At 64.5% G+C, this 19,060-nt stretch carries 12 protein-coding genes; 4 read left to right on the top strand and 8 right to left on the bottom strand.

All coding sequences use genetic code 11. The features are described from left to right. The first annotated feature begins 14 nt into the window (after positions 1-14). The 3 genes from AC1DKY_RS17355 to AC1DKY_RS17345 all read left to right on the top strand — a co-directional run bounded on the left by AC1DKY_RS17355 (position 15) and on the right by AC1DKY_RS17345 (position 5,056). Complete coding sequence (locus AC1DKY_RS17355) at positions 15-755, top strand: response regulator (protein WP_441611522.1); 741 nt, start codon at positions 15-17, stop codon at positions 753-755. Continuing rightward, positions 752-2,071, top strand: coding sequence for a sensor histidine kinase (locus AC1DKY_RS17350; RefSeq protein WP_441604885.1), 1,320 nt, complete (start codon positions 752-754; stop codon positions 2,069-2,071). Before AC1DKY_RS17355 ends, AC1DKY_RS17350 begins: the two co-directional genes overlap by 4 nt. A gap of 240 nt (positions 2,072-2,311) precedes the next feature. Then, entirely contained in the window at positions 2,312-5,056 is a 2,745-nt protein-coding gene (locus AC1DKY_RS17345) for an ATP-binding protein (protein ID WP_441604884.1), read from the top strand. 85 nt (positions 5,057-5,141) lie between these two features. Here the strand turns inward: AC1DKY_RS17345 and AC1DKY_RS17340 are convergent, their stop codons facing one another. The 7 genes from AC1DKY_RS17340 to AC1DKY_RS17310 all read right to left on the bottom strand — a co-directional run bounded on the left by AC1DKY_RS17340 (position 5,142) and on the right by AC1DKY_RS17310 (position 16,517). Continuing rightward, positions 5,142-5,603, bottom strand: coding sequence for a hypothetical protein (locus tag AC1DKY_RS17340; RefSeq protein WP_441604883.1), 462 nt, complete (start codon positions 5,601-5,603; stop codon positions 5,142-5,144). A 183-nt stretch (positions 5,604-5,786) separates the two neighbouring features. After that, on the bottom strand, positions 5,787-7,178 hold the full coding sequence (locus AC1DKY_RS17335; RefSeq protein ID WP_441604882.1) for an ATP-binding protein: 1,392 nt from the start codon (positions 7,176-7,178) through the stop codon (positions 5,787-5,789). Continuing rightward, positions 7,175-7,840: a response regulator gene (locus AC1DKY_RS17330; protein WP_441604881.1), complete on the bottom strand. Its 666-nt coding sequence runs from the start codon at positions 7,838-7,840 to the stop codon at positions 7,175-7,177. Before AC1DKY_RS17330 ends, AC1DKY_RS17335 begins: the two co-directional genes overlap by 4 nt. Positions 7,841-7,989: 149 nt before the next feature. Beyond that, positions 7,990-8,715 (bottom strand): phosphatase PAP2 family protein, encoded by a 726-nt coding sequence (locus AC1DKY_RS17325; RefSeq protein ID WP_441604880.1) that lies wholly within the window; start codon positions 8,713-8,715, stop codon positions 7,990-7,992. Between the two features lie 14 nt (positions 8,716-8,729). After that, entirely contained in the window at positions 8,730-10,994 is a 2,265-nt protein-coding gene (locus AC1DKY_RS17320; protein WP_477180021.1) for a TonB-dependent receptor, read from the bottom strand. Positions 10,995-11,179: 185 nt separating this feature from the next. After that, complete coding sequence (locus AC1DKY_RS17315; RefSeq protein ID WP_441604878.1) at positions 11,180-15,775, bottom strand: autotransporter-associated beta strand repeat-containing protein; 4,596 nt, start codon at positions 15,773-15,775, stop codon at positions 11,180-11,182. A gap of 322 nt (positions 15,776-16,097) precedes the next feature. Then, positions 16,098-16,517, bottom strand: a complete 420-nt coding sequence (locus tag AC1DKY_RS17310) for a cupin domain-containing protein (RefSeq protein WP_441604877.1) — start codon at positions 16,515-16,517, stop codon at positions 16,098-16,100. Positions 16,518-16,651: 134 nt separating this feature from the next. Here AC1DKY_RS17310 and AC1DKY_RS17305 point away from each other — a divergent pair, with 134 nt between their 5' ends. Next, the gene (locus tag AC1DKY_RS17305; protein WP_441604876.1) at positions 16,652-17,734 is read left to right on the top strand and encodes an oxidoreductase; all 1,083 of its coding nucleotides are present in this window, start codon (positions 16,652-16,654) and stop codon (positions 17,732-17,734) included. A gap of 262 nt (positions 17,735-17,996) precedes the next feature. On the opposite strand, the gene AC1DKY_RS17300 is transcribed toward AC1DKY_RS17305, so the two are convergent. Then, complete coding sequence (locus AC1DKY_RS17300) at positions 17,997-18,992, bottom strand: aldo/keto reductase (protein ID WP_441604875.1); 996 nt, start codon at positions 18,990-18,992, stop codon at positions 17,997-17,999. Positions 18,993-19,060 lie beyond the last annotated feature (68 nt).

Here is a 19,060-nt window from a genome sequence, read left to right as displayed (position 1 = left end):
TCATGGGAGACAGCATGGAACACATCGACCAGGTCCTGGTCGTCGATGACGACCACGGCATCCGCACCGGCATCGTGGATTACCTGCGCAAGAACGGCTTGCGCGCCACCGGCGCCGCCGACGGCCGCGAGATGTTCGCGCAGCTGGATACCTCGGCGTTCGACCTGGTCGTGCTCGACATCATGATGCCCGGCGACGATGGCCTGGTGCTGTGCCGCACCCTGCGCGGCGGCAAGCACAAGCATGTGCCGGTGGTGCTGCTCACGGCGCGTGACGACGAGACCGATCGCATCATCGGTCTGGAAATGGGTGCGGACGATTACGTCACCAAGCCATTCTCGCCGCGTGAGCTACTGGCGCGCATCAAGGCGGTGATACGCCGCACGCGCATGCTGCCACCCAACCTGCGCGTGACCGAGAGCAGCGACAGCATTGCGTTCGGACGTTGGCGCCTGGATACCACGGCGCGCCATCTGCTTGATGAGGACGGCACGGTGGTGTCGCTGAGCGGCGCGGAATTTCGCCTGCTGCGCGTGTTTCTCGATCATCCGCAACGCGTGTTGTCGCGCGACCAGCTGCTCAACCTCACCCAGGGCAGGGACGCGGAGCTGTTCGATCGTTCGATCGATCTGCTGGTGAGCCGCCTGCGCCAACGTCTGCAGGACGGCGCCCGCGACCAGACCTATATCAAGACCGTGCGCAGCGAGGGCTATGTGTTCTCGATGCCGGTGATCCTCAACGGTCAGGAACCATGAACGCCGCAACCGTTATCGAGCCGCGTCGCTGGCTGCCGCGCAGCATGGCGTCGCGGCTCTACCTGATCATCTTCGCGGGCTTGATGCTGGCGCAGGGCCTGTCGTTCGCGCTGCTCTATATGGAGCGGATGCAGAGCGCGACCGCGGTGATGTTCAACACGTTGGAACACGACGTGGGCACCTCGGTGGCGGTGATCGACCGGCTGCCGGCGGCGGAGCGCCCGCGCTGGCTCAACCGCCTGGAGCGCGACAACTACTTCTACATCCTCGGTCCAGGCGAGCCCGGCAATCATCTCTCCAACCAGCGCTCCGCGTACGTGACCAGCATGATCGCCAAGGAGGTCGGGCCCGACTTCCGCGTATACGGCAATACCATTTCGACGGCGCCTGAACGGTATCAGGTCCACTTCACCCTGCACGACGGCTCGCCGCTGACGCTGCAAATCACGCCTTACATGAAGCCGGTCGCCAGCTGGCTGCCGTTCGTTTTCATCCTGCAGGTGATCCTGCTGTTGATCTGCACGTGGCTGGCGGTACGGTTTGCCACGCGTCCGCTGAGCACGCTTGCGGCCGCCGCCGATGCCATGACGCCCACCGCTGACGGCCCGCGCATGTCGCAGGAAGGACCGGTCGAAGTGGCGCGTGCGGCCAAGGCGTTCAACACCATGCAGGACCGCATTGCGCGCCATCTGCAAGAGCGCCTGCACATCCTCGCTGCCATCTCGCACGACCTGCAGACGCCGATCACCCGCATGCGTTTGCGCGTGGAAGCGTTGGACGAGTCGCCAGAACAGCAGCGCATTGTCGAGGATCTGAAGGAGCTCGAGCATCTGGTGCGCGAAGGCGTGGCCTATGCGCGCAGTGCGCACGGCGGCTCGGAAACACCGGTACGAATGGACCTGGGCGCCTTCGTCGAGAGTCTGGTGTTCGACTATCAGGATGTGGGGCGGCCGGTATCGATGACCGGTCAGGTGGCTGCCACCGCCACCGTTCGCCCGCAGGCCTTGCGTCGCGTGCTGGCCAACCTGATCGATAACGCGATCAAGTACGGCGGTGCGGCGGAGGTCGCGGTGCAGGACGACGGATCGGGTGGATTCAGCGTCATCATTGCCGATCACGGCCCCGGCATTCCCGAGCACGAATTGGAGCAGGTGCTGCAGCCGTTCTATCGCCTGGAATCGTCACGCAATCGTGACACCGGCGGCGCGGGGCTGGGGTTGGCCATTGCCGCACAGCTCATCGCTTCGATCGGCGGTCAGCTGCGGTTGTGCAACCGGGAAGGGGGTGGCCTCAAGGCCATCATCAGCCTGCCGTGAGCGGCAGGTGTTGCGTAGAGCAATGGGCTTTTTTGTCAGCGCCTACACGCTCCACGCGATATGAGACTGGGCAAACCCTGAGCTCGGTGGCGGCCATGGGGCTTCACTAAGTTCCAAGCCCGCCGCGGCACGCCAGTTCTTCTACTACAGGCCCGAGTGAAGTGTCCTATGCTCGAACCCGTTGTCGGCAGCACGCAGATGGAATTTGCTCCCTCAAGCCCAGGCAGCTTGGGGGCCGCCATGCGGGATCTTGACTGGTCGCAATCGCCGCTGGGTTTGTCCAACACCTGGTCCCCGAGCCTGCGCACCACGGTCGGCATGCTGCTGGCAGCGCAGGCGCAGATCGTGTTGTTCTGGGGGCCGCAGTTCGTCGCGCTCTACAACGATGCGTATGCGCCCACTATCGGCGACAAGCACCCGCGCGCATTGGGTCGCCCAGGTGCGGAAAACTGGGCGGAGCTTTGGGACGATCTCGAGCCTTTGCTGACAGGCGTGCGCACGACCGGCCGTACCTTCACGGCGAACGATCGCCCGTTCTATATCGAACGCCACGGTTACGGTGAAACGGTGTACTTCGATGTCTCCTATTCCGCGGTGCCCGAAGCGGACGGCTCGGTCGGCGGCGTGTTGTGCATCGTCTCGGAGACCACCGGCCGGGTAGTGAGCGCGCGGCGGCAGGCATCCTTGCTGCAGCTGGAAGACTCCTTGCGCCAGATCGCCGATGCGGACGGCGCCAAAGCCGTGGCAGTTGAATTGCTGCAACGCGAATTGCCGGTGGAAGCCGTCAGTTACGCAGACTTGGGTGGCGATGACATGGCGGCCGATCCTTGTCGGCTCGACATTCCCGTATCGCGCAACCACATCGCCGTGGGCGCCTTTCACGTCACCTATCCGGCTTCGCGCCACTGGAATGATGACGATGCGCAGTTTGCGCGCTCGGTTGCAGAGCGCACCTGGTCGGCCTCCGAACGCGCACGCGCCGAGACCTTGTTGCGCGAGTCCGAAGCCCGCCAGCGACAGGATGCCGACCGCGTGCAGTTGGCGCTGTCGGCTGGCGCGATCATCGGCACCTGGATGTGGGATCTGCCGCATGATCGCCTCACCGTCGACGAAAAGTTCGCGGTCAGTTTTGGACTTGATCCTGCACTGGGGCGCGTCGGGCTGAGCCTTGCGCAGGTCCTCGCCACCGTCCATCCCGACGACCGGCCGCGCCTGGAACGGGCGATTGCCGAGGCGATCGAGCACGGCGGTCCGTATGCGCACCAATATCGCGTGCGCCGTGCCGACGGCAACTACTACTGGGTCGAAGCCAATGGTCGCGTCGACCAGGGTGGCGACGGCAAGGCCGCTTCGTTTCCTGGCGTGCTCATCGATCTGGAAGAGCGCCGTCGCGCGGAACAGAAACTCGCGCTGAGCGAAGCGAAGTACCAGACACTGTTCAACGAGATCGACGAAGGCTTCTGCGTCATCGAGTTCCTGGACGGACCACATGGACCGTTGAGCGACTACGTGCACATTGAGGCCAACCCCGCATACAGCGTGAACACGGGCATTCCCAACATCGTCGGCAAAAAGGTGCGCGACATGGTGCCCGATGAGGCCGGGGCATGGGTGGAGATCTATCGCCGTGTGCTGCTCACTGGCGAAGCCGTGCGCTTCGAGCGCGAGCTGGAGGCGACCGGCCGCTACCTCGAACTCGCCGCCTTCCGCATCGAGCCGCCCGAGCGCCGCCAGGTGGCCGTGCTGTTCAAGGACGTCAGCGCCCGCAAGCGTGCCGAAGACGAACTGCTGCTGCTCAATCGCGAACTCGCCGAGCGCGTGGCGCAGGCGGTGGCCCAACGCGAAGCGGCGCTGGCGCATGTGCACGAGATGCAGAAACTGGAAACCATCGGCCAGCTCACCGGCGGCGTGGCGCACGACTTCAACAATCTGCTCACGCCCATCGTGGGTGCGTTGGACATGGTGGCGCACATCCATGAGGACGACGAACGCACCCGCCGCCTCACCGGCGCGGGGCTGCAGGCCGCCGAGCGCGCGCGCACCCTGGTGCAGCGCCTGCTGGCGTTTGCGCGTCGACAACATCTGCAGGCGCGACCGGTCAATCTGCGCCAGCTGGTGAACGGCATGGAGGATCTGCTGGTCCGTTCGCTGGGGCCGCAGGTGCTGTTGAAGATCGAATGCGTGGCCGGGCTGCCGTTGGCCATCATGGATCCCAACCAGTTCGAGCTGGCGCTGTTGAATCTTGCTGTGAATGCGCGCGATGCCATGGTCGATGGTGGCGCGCTCACCGTCAGCGTCGACCTGGACCACGTCGTGCAGCACGCGAAGCTCGCCGAGGGGCGCTATATCCGCGTCTCAGTGTCCGATACGGGCGCAGGCATGGATGAGGACACGCTCAAGCGCGCCGTCGAGCCGTTCTTCACCACCAAGGCGAAGGGGCAGGGCACCGGCCTTGGCCTGTCGATGGTGCATGGCCTGGCCGCCCAATCGGGTGGCGACTTCGCGCTCGCCAGCACGCCGGGACGCGGAACCACAGCCACCTTGTGGCTGCCCGCATCCACCCAGGGCGTGGACGAGCAGGCGGCGCCACCCGCGGTGACATCGCTGCTGCGCCGCGGACAGGGTGCGCACGTCCTGCTCGTCGATGACGAGGAACTGGTGCGTTCCGGCACGGCCGACATGCTGAGCGATGCAGGCTACGTGGTGCGGCAGGCGTCGTCCGGCCATGAGGCACTGGCGCTGTTGCGTGCAGGCCTCGATGTGGCCGTGCTGGTGACCGATTATGCGATGCCCGGCATGTCCGGCACGCAGCTGGCGAGCGAAGCCGTGCAACTGCGACCGGCGCTGCCAGTGTTGATGATTACCGGCTTCGCGTCGCTCAACGACGACACCGTCGCCGAGCTGCCGCGCCTGTCCAAGCCGTTTCGGCAGCACGATATCGCCGACGTGCTGGCGGATCTGCTTGAGAAGAGTCACGCGCGCTGATCGGCCGTATCGTTCGCCCTGGCCAAAGCAAGAGAGCCCGGCGGGTGCCGGGCTCTCTTCGAACGTCGCTGCGTGAGCTCAGGGCTCAATACCCGTCCTGGTAGCCCTGCTGATAGCCCTGCTGGTAGCCGTCGCTGGGCTGCTCATAGATGACCTGCCCTTCCTGCGGCTGCTCATACACCACGGTGGCAGGCTGGCGGTAAACCACGGGCGCCTGCTGGTAATACGTCGGCGCGGGTTGATAGTACGTCGGGGCAGGCGCCACCGCCTGCGTCACGATGCCGGCTACCGTCGCGGCGACAATGGCGCCCGCGATCCAGTTGCCGGCATTGCCGTGACCGCCGTGGTATCCGCGATCGTGATGCCAGTCGCCGCGATCGCGGCCCCAGCCGCCTCGATCATGGTTCCAGTTGCCTCGATCGTGGCCCCCGCGATAGCCGTTGTCGTGCCCCCAGCCATCGCGCGCGGATGCAGCCATCGGCACCATCGCGGTGGACGCCACCGCCAGGCCAAGCACTACGCGTTGAGCAAGTGCGAACTTCTTCATGGCACACCTCCGTTGAACTGGAGTCGATGCTCGGGCTGCGGGGCTTAATGACTACTGAAATATCCTGCGATTCCGATGGCGCCCACGATTCGGTTGCCTGCCGTTGTGCTTATCGCTAGAAATTCGTCAAGCCACGCTTAGTGGTCGCTTAGTCGGGCTCTTACAGCGCGTTTGGCGCGCTGCTCAAGGACACAGCAAAGGAATGGAAACCCGCACGCGCAACCCGCGGCCAAACGGCGAGTCGAGCAATTCGATGGTGGCGCGGTGCAGGCTGGCGGCCCGGGCCACGATGGAAAGGCCCAGGCCATAGCCTTCGCCGCGGCTGCCGGCTTCGCGATGGAAGCGGGCGAACACGGCATGGCGTCGCTCGAGCGGGATGCCGGGCCCGTTGTCGATGACTTCCAGCGTGGCTTCCTGCTGGTTCTGCACTACCGCAAGCTGGATGCGACCGCCGGCGGGTACATAGCGCAGCGAGTTCTCCAGCAGATTACGCAGCAAGGCCACCAGGGCGGGCGCATAGCCTTGCACGACCACGCGGCTGTCATGCAGCACGAAACCCAATTCAACGCCACGGCGCTGCAGGCCGGGCGTGAGTTCCTGGACCACCCCACCGGCAAGGTCGACCAGGTCCACTGCCTCGAACGGGCTGGATGCCGCACCCGCCTCCAGCTTGGCCAGCGCAAGCAGCTGTTCGATGCGGCGGCCTAGCGTGACGACGCTGCCGTGGGCGCCGGCGAGACTGTCCTGGATCTCGTCGGGATCGACGGTCTCCATGGCGCTTTCCAGGTTGAGCTGGATCGAGGCCAGCGGTGTGCGCAGCTCATGCGCCACGTCGGCGCTGAAGCGGCGCTCGCGTTCCAGCGCGTCTTCCTGGCGGTCGAGCTGCTCGTTGAGGGCGTTGAGCACCGGACGAAGTTCGCGCGGTGCGTCAGGCAACACGATGCGTGCGCGGCTGCCGGGCTCGCGCTCGGACAAGGCCGTGGTGAGGCTGGCCAGTGGACGCAGTCCGCGACCCACCGCCCAACCGACCAGCAGCGCCAGCACGGGCAGCCCGAACAGGAAGGGCAGGCCGTGATCGAGCCACAGCGTGTGCACGATGTCTTCGCGACTGTCGTAACGGTCGGCGACGCGGATCACATAAGCGCTGTTCGGATCGACGTAGTTGAACACGCGCCACACGTGGTGCTGCTTTTTCAGGTCGTGGTAGGCCGAGCGATCATCCGGGGTGGCCGGCAAGGTCATCAGGTTGATCGTGCCCAGCACCAGCCTGCCTTGCCGGTCGAACACCTGGAATCCCACTTCCGACTCGTGCGTGGCTACTTCGCCCTGCGCAGCCAGCACGCTTTTCTTCTGCACGGGAACCAGCAGGCCCTCATGGCCAGCAAAGGTCTGGACGCCGGCTTGCTGGATCAGCGTGGCGATGGTGTGCGCCGCCTCGGCCAGGCGGGCATCGGACAGCACGGCCATTTCGGAGCTGGTGCGGCGAAAGCTGTAGAACGCCAGCGGCAACAGGAACAGCAGCAACAGCGCGATGATCATCCAGCGCAGGCGACCGCGCAGGCTGGTGGGCTTCACCGCGGGTCCCGCGGAATCATGTAGCCAAATGCGCGCACGTTCTGGATCGTGTCGAAGCTCAGCTTGCGGCGCAGCGAATGCACGAGCACATCGAGCGCGCCGTCGGTCACCTGGCGCTCGCTGCCGTAGAGCGAACTCTCCAGCGTGTCGCGGCGGACGACGCGGCCGCTGCGTTCCATCAAGGTCTGCAGCAGCGACATTTCGCGGCGGGTCAGATCCACCCTGTCGCCGCGGAAGGTGACTTCCAGGGTGGCCAGATCCAGGCACAGCGCGCCGGCTTCGATGCGATTGGCGGCCAGGCCTTGCATGCGGCGCGTGAGCGAACGGATGCGCGCGCCCAGTTCATCGAGATGGAATGGCTTGGTGAGGTAGTCGTCCGCACCGGCATCGAGGCCATGCACGCGCGCCTGCACGGCATCGCGCGCGGTGAGGATGAGCACAGGCGTGCGTATGTCGTTGCGGCGTGCCTCGGTGAGGATGTCCAGGCCGTCCTTGCCGGGCAGGCCCAGATCGAGCAGCACCAGGTCGGCCGTCTGGTCCTGCATCGCCCCGATGGCCTGCGCGCCATCGGTGATCCAGGTCACCGCGTACGACAGGCGTTCAAGTGCGCGCTGAATCGCCGCGCCCAATTCCAGATCGTCTTCCACCAGGATGATGTGCATCGCATGCCTCGGCTACGAGAACGGCGGGCCATGGGGCCCGCCGGGTCAGCGTTCGATTGTCTTTCCGTTTTGTTACCGTCCCGGGAAAAGCTGCCCATCCCTGGGCAATCGCACCTGCCCGCGAGCCATGCGGAGCCCGCGGACAGGTACTAGGGGGCCTTGGAAGCGGTGGGCACCAGGCCAGCCGCACGCAATTCCTCGCGGGCGGCCGCGAGATCGTGCTGCAAGGCAGGCGAAGCGAGCATGTCGGTGGCGAGTGCCTGGCCGAATTCGCGGCCCGCGTAGATGTCCTGCAGCGTGTGCACGCCCTTCACCACGCGGCGCCAGCCGATGTCGCGGGCGTGCTGCATCAACGCATCGGCATCCTGCGGAAACAGTTGCGCGAGCAGGATGGCGTCCACCGTGGCGCGGCTGGCATGACCGCTGGGATAGCCGAAGCTCTTCTTCGCCAACGCTTCGGGATGCATCGCGCAGTCCGACGCCGGCGGACAGGGGCGCACGCGCTTCCAGTGGTTCTTGGAGAGGTCGACGGCTTCCTTGGTCTCGTGTTCGGCTTCCTTGAACAGCGCGGCCACGTGAGGGAGCTTGTCTGCACGAAAATCCGCGCCGATCACCGGGGCAAAGTCGAATGCGTTGAATTTCTCTTCCTGCTTCGCCTGGGCGAAATCAGAGGAAGAGCGCGCGGCGAAGGCGCGATCGGTGGCATCGCGATCGGCCTGGTCTTCCGCGCTGCCCGGCGCGCTCGGCGGGGGCAGAGCGGACATCACCGCGTCGACTTGGGCGGTGCTCAGGTAGACGTCGGCATGCGTGTCCTTGGCAGCGGACAGGGACGGTGCGATCAACAGCAGGGCAAGGAGGGTGTGCTTGAACTTCATCGTGAACTCCCCCGTCACAGCGCCAGCGACACGGAGGCGAACCAGCTGCGCCCCGGCAGCACGTAGTACGACCCCACGTTGCCGCTCACCGAGTTGATCACCAGTTTGTGCGCATCAAACAAGTTGTCCACCTGCAGGCGCACCTTGTAACTCTTGATCCACGAACCGGTGAGGTTCTGGCCGTAGCCCACGCTCATCGCCGCCTGCCAGTAGCCACCGGTGCCGATGGTCGAGGTCACCGAGGAGGCCACGTCCGGATTGAAGCTGGAGTTGTACGCCTTCTGGCTGCCGGAATACTTGTCGTACAGCGAGGCGAAGAAGCCGTCGTTCTCATACATCACGCCCAGCGCGGCCGTGCGGTCCGGCACATTGGGGATATCGAGCTTGGAGCCCTTGAACGTCGCGTCCTGCAGCGAACCGTTGGCAAACACGCTGGTGCCCGAACCTACGTAATAGGTGAGCTCGCCTTCGATACCCTTGATGTACGCGCCCTTGGCCAGGTAGTAGACCGCATCGGTGGTACCGGGCACGGTGGTGGAGAACTGGTAGTTCTTGAAGTTGATGAAGTACACATCGGCGTCGGCATTGAAGCGCTCAGTCTTGTAGACCGTGCCGAACTGGTAGTTCATCGTCTGCTCGGGCTTGGTGTTGTCGAGCGCCGGATTGGGCACGTAGAACTCGTTGAGGTTGGGCGTGAGCATGCCCTGCGCTGCGGTGGCGTAGATGCTCCAGTCATCGCGCAACAGATAGTTGGCGGTGAGGTAACCCAGCGTCTTGTCCCAGCTCTGGCTGTAGTACAGCGGCGTCTTGCTGGTCTGGTTGATCGGCGCCTCGATGTCGCGGCTCACGTTGAAGTACTTCACGCCCGGCGTGATGCTCAGGCCGTCGTACGCGTACCACTCGTACTCGGCGTAAAGCTGGCCGGTGTGCAGCTGGTCCTTCATGGTGTACTTGTACGGCCCGCTGTACACGCCCTTGCTGTTGAACGTGCCAAACGTCGACGCGCCCGGCTTCACATCGATGGCGCCGTCGCGGCCGTAGTCGATGGCGATGCTGCTGCGCTCGTTGTTGGTGTACTCGTACCAGCCGCCGGTGCGGAACTGGCCGTGGTCGTCGGCGTGCACCAGCTGGAACACATCGCCCCAGGCGCGGTAGTTGTTGATCTTCACGTAGCCGCCCATGTTGGTCGGCGATGCCTTGGTGCCCACGTAGGGGCTCTCGTGGCTGGTGTTGTCGTAGGCGTAGGTATAGACCTTGTTGTCCACCGACCAGGTGTCCGACAGCAGGCTGTGGATGCCCAGGTATTCCAGGTCGGTCTGCTTGGTCTGGAAGTTGTAGCAGGCGCAATTGGTGCTGGTGGGATCGTTGTTGAGGCCGAAATTGCGGCCCAACTGGTCGATCTGCTGCAACGTCAGCGAGCTGAGGTTCGGGTTGTTGAAGCGGATGTAGTTGTAGTTGCTGAGGAAGGTGATCTCAGTGTTGCTGCCGATCGGCTGCACATATTTGATATAGCCCGTCTTGCGCGAGGTGTCGCCGTCGGTCTTGGCGGTATCAGTGCTGCTGTACTGCGCGCTGGCGATCAGCTTGCCGCCACCGAGATCGTCGAGCTTGCCCGTGTTGAGCTCCAGACGGGTCAGCGAGGTGTCGTAGCTGCCGAAGCTTTGCGTGGGAATGAACGAGAACGAATCGGTCGGGTCCTTCGAGCTCAGCGCCACGGTGCCGCCGAACGTCGCCTCGCCAATCGTGCTGGCGCTGCCGGGGCCGCGATCAATGAGAACCTGGCCGATCATCTTGGCCGGGAAGTAGCTGCTGGTGTGATGGCTGAAGTCGTTGGTGTCGCCAAACGGAATGCCGTCGTAGGTGACGTTGAAGGAGTTGTCATTGAAGCCACGCAGCGTCATCTGCTTGGATTCGCCCAAGCCGGGGCCGGCCGTGCTCACATTGGTCACGCCCGGCGCGATCGCCGCGATCGTGGCGTAGTCGGCCGTGGGCGCCACATGGTTGCTGATCCAGTCCAGCCCAATCACCGACTGCGGCTGGGTGATGTTGAGGTCGGCCTGGGTCGGCGCCTGGGTGATGGCCGAGGTCGCAGAAGAGCCCTGCACTTCCACTTCTTCCAGTTCCTTCGGTGCCCTCAAGGCATTGGCGCTGGGCTTGGACGGCGAAGCGTCCGCCGGTGTGCTGGCTGCCGTCGTATCGGTATCGGCGGCACGCGCGGGCAGGCTGAGCGACAGGCTGGCAAGCAGGGCGAGCGCGACTGCGCTGGAAAGAGGACGCAAGACAAGCTGCGACGCGTGATAGCGCCGACGGAAAGAGGAAGACATGGCGGCCCGAGTAGTGGCTGGATTCAGTGCACTAGCGTGGGTTCGCCATTTGACAGTTCCGTTTCACAGGGGTGATGCGCAGTGGCGGTTTGCTTAGCGCCGACTTAGGCCTGGCCTGAACGGCTTCACTGCGGAGGCGCCTACCAGTTAATGCGCATGCCCAGGTTTCCGTTGACAGCCTTCACGCCGTCGTTGAAACCCTTGTCATAGCTGATCGTGGCATACAGCGACGCGCTCTTGCTCAACTGCGCGCTCAGGCCGGTGCCCAACTCCCACCAGCTGCCGCCCAGATCCGAATGGAACGGGATATTGCCGGTCTGCGAGGAGAACAGGGTGACCGCATCGGACTTGAACTCATGCCAGAGGTTGGCGAAGAACCACCCCGACAGCAGGCGGGGCTTGCTCGTCTGGTCCCACTCCCAGGTACGCGACGCCCGCCCGCCCAGGCGTGCGGCGAGTGAATCGGCGTCGCGGAACTGCACGTGCGCCGAGCTATCGTTCGCACTATTGAGATGCAGCGACTGGTAGATCACCTGGCTCTGCGGTTCGAGTGACCAGCCGCTGGCAAAGGTGAACGGGTAGCCGCCCTCCAGCGACAGCGTCGTGCCAAATCCGTGGGTGGCAAGACTCTGCTGTTCGTTCGATGACTTGGCGTCGTACCAGGTGCCTTGAACGACGCCATCGAGGTACCAGTCCTTCGCGCCAAAGCGCGTCCAGTAGCCGCCAATGGAATAGGAATCAAAGCGGTCGTTGCCCGCCGAGGTGTCGTCGTAGTTGGTCACGCCACCATGGCCGTGGCCGACCGACGAGAGTACGCCGGCAAAGTCGCGTGCGCCGTCGTCGTGTTCATCGCGATAAAGATCCAGACCAGCTTGCACCGCGACCATGTTGTCGTCGAACGAAGGACCATCGCGATAGATGCCGCCGCTCTTCGCATCCCATTGCCCGTCCTGACCGATCACGCGTGCCCACACGCCGCTGGCGCCGAAACCATCGCCCGACAGATCGCGCAGCTGTTCCTCTTCGCCCACGCGCTCGTGCAACGTGCCTATCAGCGCCCTGCCGTAGTTGAGCGCCATCGAAGGGAGGGCGGTGTACAGCGATACCTCAGGCCGGTAATACGCCACATAGGGTCGCGTCGCCGTCGGCGTACCAGGCGCGGGCATCGTAATGCCCAGCGCATCGAGCACCTCGGCGGGAGGACTGGGATCTTCCGAGCGCAGATACCAGGATTCGGGCGACGACGCATCGCGTGCACCCTTGAACAAGGCATATTGATAAGGGCCAGCCTCCAGCGACGTGCCGAGCGCGAAAGCATCGGGCGTGGTGACCGCCAGCCCGGAGGCGGCCACCACCAGAATGCCGTTACCCGGCGTGGTGGCGCCCAGGCCGCCGACGTTGGTGATATTGAGCACCGTATGCCCGCTGGTGGTGCCTTTGCTGACGACCAGCAAATCCGAGTTGGATGTGTCGTCGCTCAGCACGGTATTCATCGCGATACGCGAATTGCCCTGACCCACCAGGTTGCCGACGAACAAGCTGTTGCCCACGCCTGCGCCCGCCAGCTGGATCAGGTTGTTGTTGGTCAACGTGCCGTTGATCGAAAAGTCGCCCTTGCTGCCGCCCTGGAACAACGGCAGCGCATCGGCCACGGCAATCGTGCCGTCGTTGGTCACCGGACCACCCGAACCGTCGAAATTGCCGATCATGCCGTAGCCGCCCAGCGTGGCGCCGCCGGCCACATGCACCGCGCCGCCGCCCGCAATCGCTGCGGTGCTGTTGGGCACGTTGCCCACCACCAGCGTGCCTGCATTCACCGACGTCGTGCCGCTGTAAGTATTGAGTGCGGTAAGCACGGTGGTGCCAGTGCCGTTCTGCTGCAAACTGCCAATCGGGTCGGGCGTGGTATTCGTCCAGTCGCTGATGACGCCGTTGAAGGTGACCGTGTCCGAGCGGTTGAAGACCAGCGTGCCGCCATCCTGCACATCGCCCACGATGCTGCCACTCGTTCCGCCGTTGCCCAGTTGCAAGGCTCCGTTGGCGATCACCGTGCCGCCGGTATAGGTGTTGTCGCCGGTGAAGATCGTGGTGCCGCTGCCGAGCTGCTTCACGCTGCCGGTGCCGGAAATGACGCCAGGGATGGTGGCCGTGTCTGAGCGATCGATGATCAGTCGCCCGTTGTTCGTGACATCACCGACGATGCTTCCGCTGGTGCCACCATTGCCTAGCTGAAGCATGCCTGCTTGTATCGTGGTGCCGCCGGTATAGCTGCTGTTGCCGGTGAGCACCGTAGTGCCCGTGCCTTGCTGAATCACCGCGCCGCTGCCGGAGATCGCACCGGCGAACGTTGACACATCGTTCCGATTGAAGACGAGCGCGCCGTTGTTGGTCACGTCGCCGACGATGCTGCCACTGGCGCCGCCATTGCCCAGCTGCAAGGTGCCGGCACTGATGGTAGTGCCGCCGGTATAGCTGTTGTTGGCGGTGAGCACCGTAGTGCCGGTGCCCTGCTGCGTCACCAAGCCGCTACCGGAAATAAGGCCGGAAAACGTCGTGTTGTCGCTGCGATTGAACACCAACGCGCCGTTGTCGATGACGTCGCCGACCAGGCTGCCGCTGCTGCCGCCATCGCCTAGTTGCAGCGTTCCTGCGCTGATCGTGGTGCCACCGGCGTAAGTGTTGCCAGCGGTGAGCACGGTGGTGCCAGTGCCTTGCTGCGTTACCGATCCGGCACCGGAAATCGCGCCTGCGAAGGTCGAGATATCGCTGCGGTTGAACACCAAGGCACCGTTGTCCACCACGTCGCCGACGATGCTGCCGCTGGTGCCGCCATCGCCCAGTTGCAGTGCACCCGCATTGATCGTGGTGCCGCCGCCATAGGTGCTGTTGCCAGTGAGCACGGTGGTTCCGGCGCCTTGCTGCGTCACCGAACCTGCGCCGGATATCACGCCCGCGTATGTCGACACGTCGCCGCGGTTGAATACGAGGGCGCCATTGTCCACCACGTCGCCAACGATGCTGCCACTGCTGCCGCCATCGCCCAGTTGCAGTGTTCCCGCATTGATCGTGGTGCCGCCGGTGTAGGTATGGTTGGCCGTGAGCACGGTAGTGCCGGTGCCTTGTTGCGTGACCGATCCAGCGCCGGAAATCGTGCCCGCGTAGGTCGAGACATCGCTGCGGTTGAACACCAGCGAGCCGTTGTCAGTCACGTCACCGACGATGCTGCCTGTGCTGCCGCCATCGCCCAACTGCAACGCGCCACTGCTGATGGTGGTACCGCCGGTGTAGCTGTTGGCGCCGGTGAGCGTCATGCTGCCGGCGCCGGTTTTTACCAGCCCGCCGCCCCCGGCGATCACGCCGCCAAAGGACGTGGATGTTCCCAGACCGCCCGTGGTGAGTGTCCCCACACCCAGGTTCACGGCGCCCGCGCCCGCGAGGCTGCCGATGGTCTGATTGGCGTTACCCAGATCCAGCGTGGCGCCACTGTTGACGTTGAACGCGCTGGCAGGCGAGAGCAGGTTGGCGCCGCCGGCTTGCAATATTCCACTGGCGACGGTGGTTGGCCCCGTGTATGTGCCGGCACCCGACAGCACCAGCGTGCCGTTGCCCGCCTGCGTCACCGCACCGCTGCCCTGGATAGGCGCGGTGATATTGAGATTGCTCGCGCTGGCGAACACGAGCGTGCCGTTGTCATTGATCTGCCCACCGATGGTCAACGCAGGTGCGGTGAAAGTCGCTGTCGTACCCGGGTCAAGCGATAGATTGGTCAGCGCATAACTGGCACCGGATAGCGTGACATTCGCGCTGTTGCGCAGCGCCACCAGTTGCCAGTTGGGAATGGCGTTGGCAAACGCGGTGGAGCTAAAGCCATCGAACACCAGCGTGTTATTGCTGCCGCCCACGCCTGCGTTGATCGAGCCCGTGGTGGTGGAACCCGCTTCCAGCATCACCGTGTTGTTGGACTGTCCCGCGCCGAACAGGATGGCACCGCGGCTGCCGCTGAGCGTGCCCGCATTGATCACCGTGATGCCGTTCGCATTGGGACCGTTGCCGTAGAAACCATAAGCGTTGTCGCTGGTCACGCTGGCGCCGGCTTCGTTGGTGAAGGTGCCGGGGCCCGCCATTTCCACGCCATTGCCGGCGATTGCCACGGTGTTGCCGCTGGCAATCGTTGCGTACGCGCCGTGGGCCGCCACGATGCCGTAGTTGAGGATGGTGCTGGCCACCACGCTGTCTGAGCGAATGCCGGCGGACGATGACCGTGGGCTGGTGCCGGAAATCGAGCCGAAGGTATCGATCCTGCCGCGATTGATCAGGACATTGCCGGCCGTACGATTGGCAGTGCGCGCAAAGATGCCGACCGAATTGCTGCCCGTGGTCCTGATCGTGCCGTCGTTCTCCAGTGTGTTGCCGAAGCCGACGGTGGTGCTCGATGCATTGTTGGGATCACCCGCCCATATGCCATAGGCATTGATGAAGGTCGTGCTGATGCTGCCGCCATTGGTGACCGAGCTGTTGTTGTTCACCTGCACGGCGGCGCCGGTGGTGGCGATGCCTGCACCGGTATTGACGATCACTTTGGCGCCATTGCCCGGAATGACGAGTGTGCCGCTGCCCACCGTGATCGCATTGATGCTGCTGGTATAGGGATTGGGCGCGTTGGTATTGCAGATGACGGTGACGCCATCGGGCTGCAGTGCGCAGTTCGCGAAGGCGGATGATGACAGCGCGGTCATCAAGCAGGCGAAGAGCAGCTTAGGGGGCGGGTATGTAGCGTGATGTCGATGGGCGCCGCTGTTGCAGGGCTTCGCCGGATGACACGGCCGTCGTTGCAAGCCTTCGCGCATAACCCCGTCCCTATCGATACAAGGGCAGACGGGGTGGTTGAGTAACATCGTGGCGGTGACTTGTTCGTGAAGTGCCACGCGCACGAACGCCTCGTTCCGCAGCGAATTTCAGCGGAATTTCTGTCAGTGGTGACCTAAGTGCTGTGCGGCGCGATGACGCGCGGCAGCGGTTGTCACACTCAGCGCGTATTCTTGAGAACGCAGTAATGCGTCACTTCACCGGCTCGGCCAGCGGCTTGCCCTTGTCGATGATCCACGTCGATAGCGCTGTGCCGCCGTCGCTGCCCGGTGCCGCCGCAAGACTGTGCACGGCGCCGCGCGGATTGAAGAAGTGATCGCCCGCCTTCAGCACCTGATCGGGTTTGCCGCGCGTCTTGAGCACGAGATTGCCTTTCAGCACATAACCCGATTCATCGCCGTTGTGCATATGCCAGCCCACCGCGCCGCCGGGAGGAATATCGGCCGTGCCAAGCACGATCTCGGTGCCCGGCACACCGCTTTGCTCGTGCTGGTCGAGGATGGTGCGCTTGGCCTGCGGCGCATTGGCGGCCGGCGCATCCTGCGCGACGACGTGGCTGCTCACACCAGCGGCCGCGAGCAGGGCGGCGATCAGCACGGGACGGAGTGACATGGCGGCATCCTCGGCACAAGCGGAATCGCTGCGGATGGTGCGCGCGAAAACGTTAGCGCGGCGCGAAGCCGTTTCCGACGGATCGTCGACGGCGGTGGCCTATCATGGGTCTCCCCCGTACCGCCCGAGTCACGATGAACGACCCCTCCACTCCCTTGCACGTGGCGCTGATCGGCTATGGATTTGCCGGCAAGACCTTCCATGCGCCCCTGATCCGCAGCGTGCCCGGCCTGGCGCTGCGCACGGTGGTATCGCGCGATGCCAACAAGGTGCGCGCGGACTTGCCTGAGGTGGACGTCATCGCCGACATCGCAAAAGTTCTTGCGGATCCCCAGGTGGACATCGTGGTGATCGCCTCGCCCAACGACACCCATGCGCCGCTGGCGCGCGCCGCGCTGGAAGCGGGCAAGCACGTGGTGGTGGACAAGCCCTTCGCGCTCGATCTGGCGCAGGCCCGCAACCTGGCCGCCATCGCCCAGCAGCAGGGGCGCGTGCTGTCGGTGTTCCAGAATCGTCGCTGGGATAGCGACTTCCTCGGCGTGCGGCAGCTGATCGCGCAGGGCACGCTGGGCGAGGTGACGCATTTCGAATCGCATATCGACCGCTTTCGTCCGCAGGTGCGTGCACGCTGGCGCGAGCAGGCGGGCGCGGGCAGCGGCCTGTGGTACGACCTGGGGCCGCATCTGGTGGATCAGGCCTTGTCGCTGTTCGGTTTGCCCGAGCGCGTATGGGCCAGTCTGGCCACCCAGCGCGATGGCGGTGAAGTCACCGACTGGGCGCATGTGGTGCTCGAGTACGGCGAGCGTCGCGTGATCCTGCACGCGGGCATGCTGGTGGCGGGCGGCAGTGCGCGCTTCACCGTGCACGGCACGCAGGGCAGCCTGGTCAAGCCGAAGATCGACGTGCAGGAAGCGCAACTGATCGCCGGCATGCGTCCCGGCAACGCTGAATGGGGCATCGATCCGGATGATCTGCTGCTGTACGACGGTGACGGCCAGGTCACGCATCTGACCACGCCCCGGGGCGACCAGAGTCGCTATTACGCGGCCTTCCGCGACGCAGTGCTCGGGCGAGGCCCCGCTCCCGTCACGGCGCGCCAGGCGATCACGGTGATGGCGGTGATCGAGGCTGCGATGCAATCGGCGGCGGAACATCGGGCGGTAGCCCTGGAGCTGGATGCCGATGAACGGGAGGCATGGCACGCCGCATCCAACTGAGCGTTGCCTATGGGCGTGAACAAGCCGATCCGCCCGGTGAGCGAAGCACGCAGTGGCCGTGAGTGGCCCATAAAAAAAGGCCCCCTTTCGGGGGCCTCACGGATCGGCTCTAGGGGGGCGACCGATCCGGGCTGCCGGGGTTCGTGGAAACCGCGACCTGGTTAGATTGCCCGAGGCTTCGAGATTTCGATGTAAGCGAAGTCTTACCCGTTTGGTCAGAAACTGGATGGCCGTTTGTCAGGCCAGCCAGGAGCCTGCGAAATCAGCGATTCACCGTCTGCATCATCGGCCCGGCGTAGCGCGCACCCGCGGCGACGTCCGGCGGGAACACGGCATCGATCGCCCGCAGTTCAGCCGCATCGAGCGTCACATCCATCGCACCCAGGTTTTCATCCAGCCGGTCGCGATAGCGGGTGCCGGGAATGGCGAACACATTCTCACCCTGTGCCAGCACCCAGGCCAGCGCCAGCTGAGCCGGCGTGCAGCCCTTCTCGGCGGCAATCGCGTTCACCTTGTCCACCAGTTCCAGGTTGCGGAAGAAATTTTCGCCCTGGAAACGCGGGCTCTGGCGGCGGTAGTCGTCAGCTTCGAAATCCTCCGGGCTGCGGAAAGCGCCGGTGAGAAAACCGCGACCCAGCGGCGAATACGCCACGATGCTGGTGCCGGTCTTGCGCGAGGATTCGAGCATGCCGTTCTCCTGCGGATCGCGCGTCCACAGCGAAAATTCCACCTGCAGCGCCGCGATCGGATGCACCTTGGCCGCCCGCTCCAGCGTGGCGCCGGAGGCTTCGGACAAACCCAGATGGCGCACCTTGCCGGCCTTCACCAGCTCGGCCATGGCGCCCACGGTTTCCTCGATCGGCACGTCGATGTCCACGCGGTGCTGGTAGTAGAGGTCGATGTATTCCACGCCCAGTCGCTTGAGGCTGGCTTCGCAGGAGGCACGTACATACTCGGGGCGGCCATTGATGCCGCGCTTGGCCGGGTCGTTGGGATCGCGCACGATGCCGAACTTGGTGGCGAGGAAGGCCTGCTCGCGGCGATCCTTGAGCGCTTTGCCCACCAGCACCTCATTGGTGTGCGGGCCGTAGACATCGGCGGTGTCGAGGAAGTTGAAGCCACGTTCCAGTGCGTGGTGGATGGTGGCGATCGATTCGGCGTCGTTGCGCTGGCTGCCGTAGAAATCGCTCATGCCCATGCAGCCGAGGCCGAGGGCGGAGACGGAGGGACCATTCTTGCCGAGCTGTCGCATATGCATGGGGCGTTCCTTGGGAGGGTGGGGAGGCTGGCCATGCATTGTTAGTCATGACAGTCTGGCGATAAATG

The sequence above is a fragment of the Dyella sp. 01N448 genome (assembly GCF_056399225.1).
Note: the sequence above shows the minus strand (reverse complement) of the source record. Positions and strands in the feature narration are given on the sequence as shown.

Excerpts from the sequence above, each read along its gene's own strand:
- AC1DKY_RS17355 (WP_441611522.1), top strand. The coding sequence starts at position 15 with ATGGAACACATCGACCAGGTCCTGGTCGTCGATGACGACCACGGCATC.
- AC1DKY_RS17350 (WP_441604885.1), top strand. The coding sequence starts at position 752 with ATGAACGCCGCAACCGTTATCGAGCCGCGTCGCTGGCTGCCGCGCAGC.
- AC1DKY_RS17345 (WP_441604884.1), top strand. The coding sequence starts at position 2,312 with ATGCGGGATCTTGACTGGTCGCAATCGCCGCTGGGTTTGTCCAACACC.
- AC1DKY_RS17340 (WP_441604883.1), bottom strand. The coding sequence starts at position 5,603 with ATGAAGAAGTTCGCACTTGCTCAACGCGTAGTGCTTGGCCTGGCGGTG.
- AC1DKY_RS17330 (WP_441604881.1), bottom strand. The coding sequence starts at position 7,840 with ATGCACATCATCCTGGTGGAAGACGATCTGGAATTGGGCGCGGCGATT.
- AC1DKY_RS17325 (WP_441604880.1), bottom strand. The coding sequence starts at position 8,715 with ATGAAGTTCAAGCACACCCTCCTTGCCCTGCTGTTGATCGCACCGTCC.
- AC1DKY_RS17315 (WP_441604878.1), bottom strand. The coding sequence starts at position 15,775 with ATGACCGCGCTGTCATCATCCGCCTTCGCGAACTGCGCACTGCAGCCC.
- AC1DKY_RS17310 (WP_441604877.1), bottom strand. The coding sequence starts at position 16,517 with ATGTCACTCCGTCCCGTGCTGATCGCCGCCCTGCTCGCGGCCGCTGGT.
- AC1DKY_RS17305 (WP_441604876.1), top strand. The coding sequence starts at position 16,652 with ATGAACGACCCCTCCACTCCCTTGCACGTGGCGCTGATCGGCTATGGA.
- AC1DKY_RS17300 (WP_441604875.1), bottom strand. The coding sequence starts at position 18,992 with ATGCATATGCGACAGCTCGGCAAGAATGGTCCCTCCGTCTCCGCCCTC.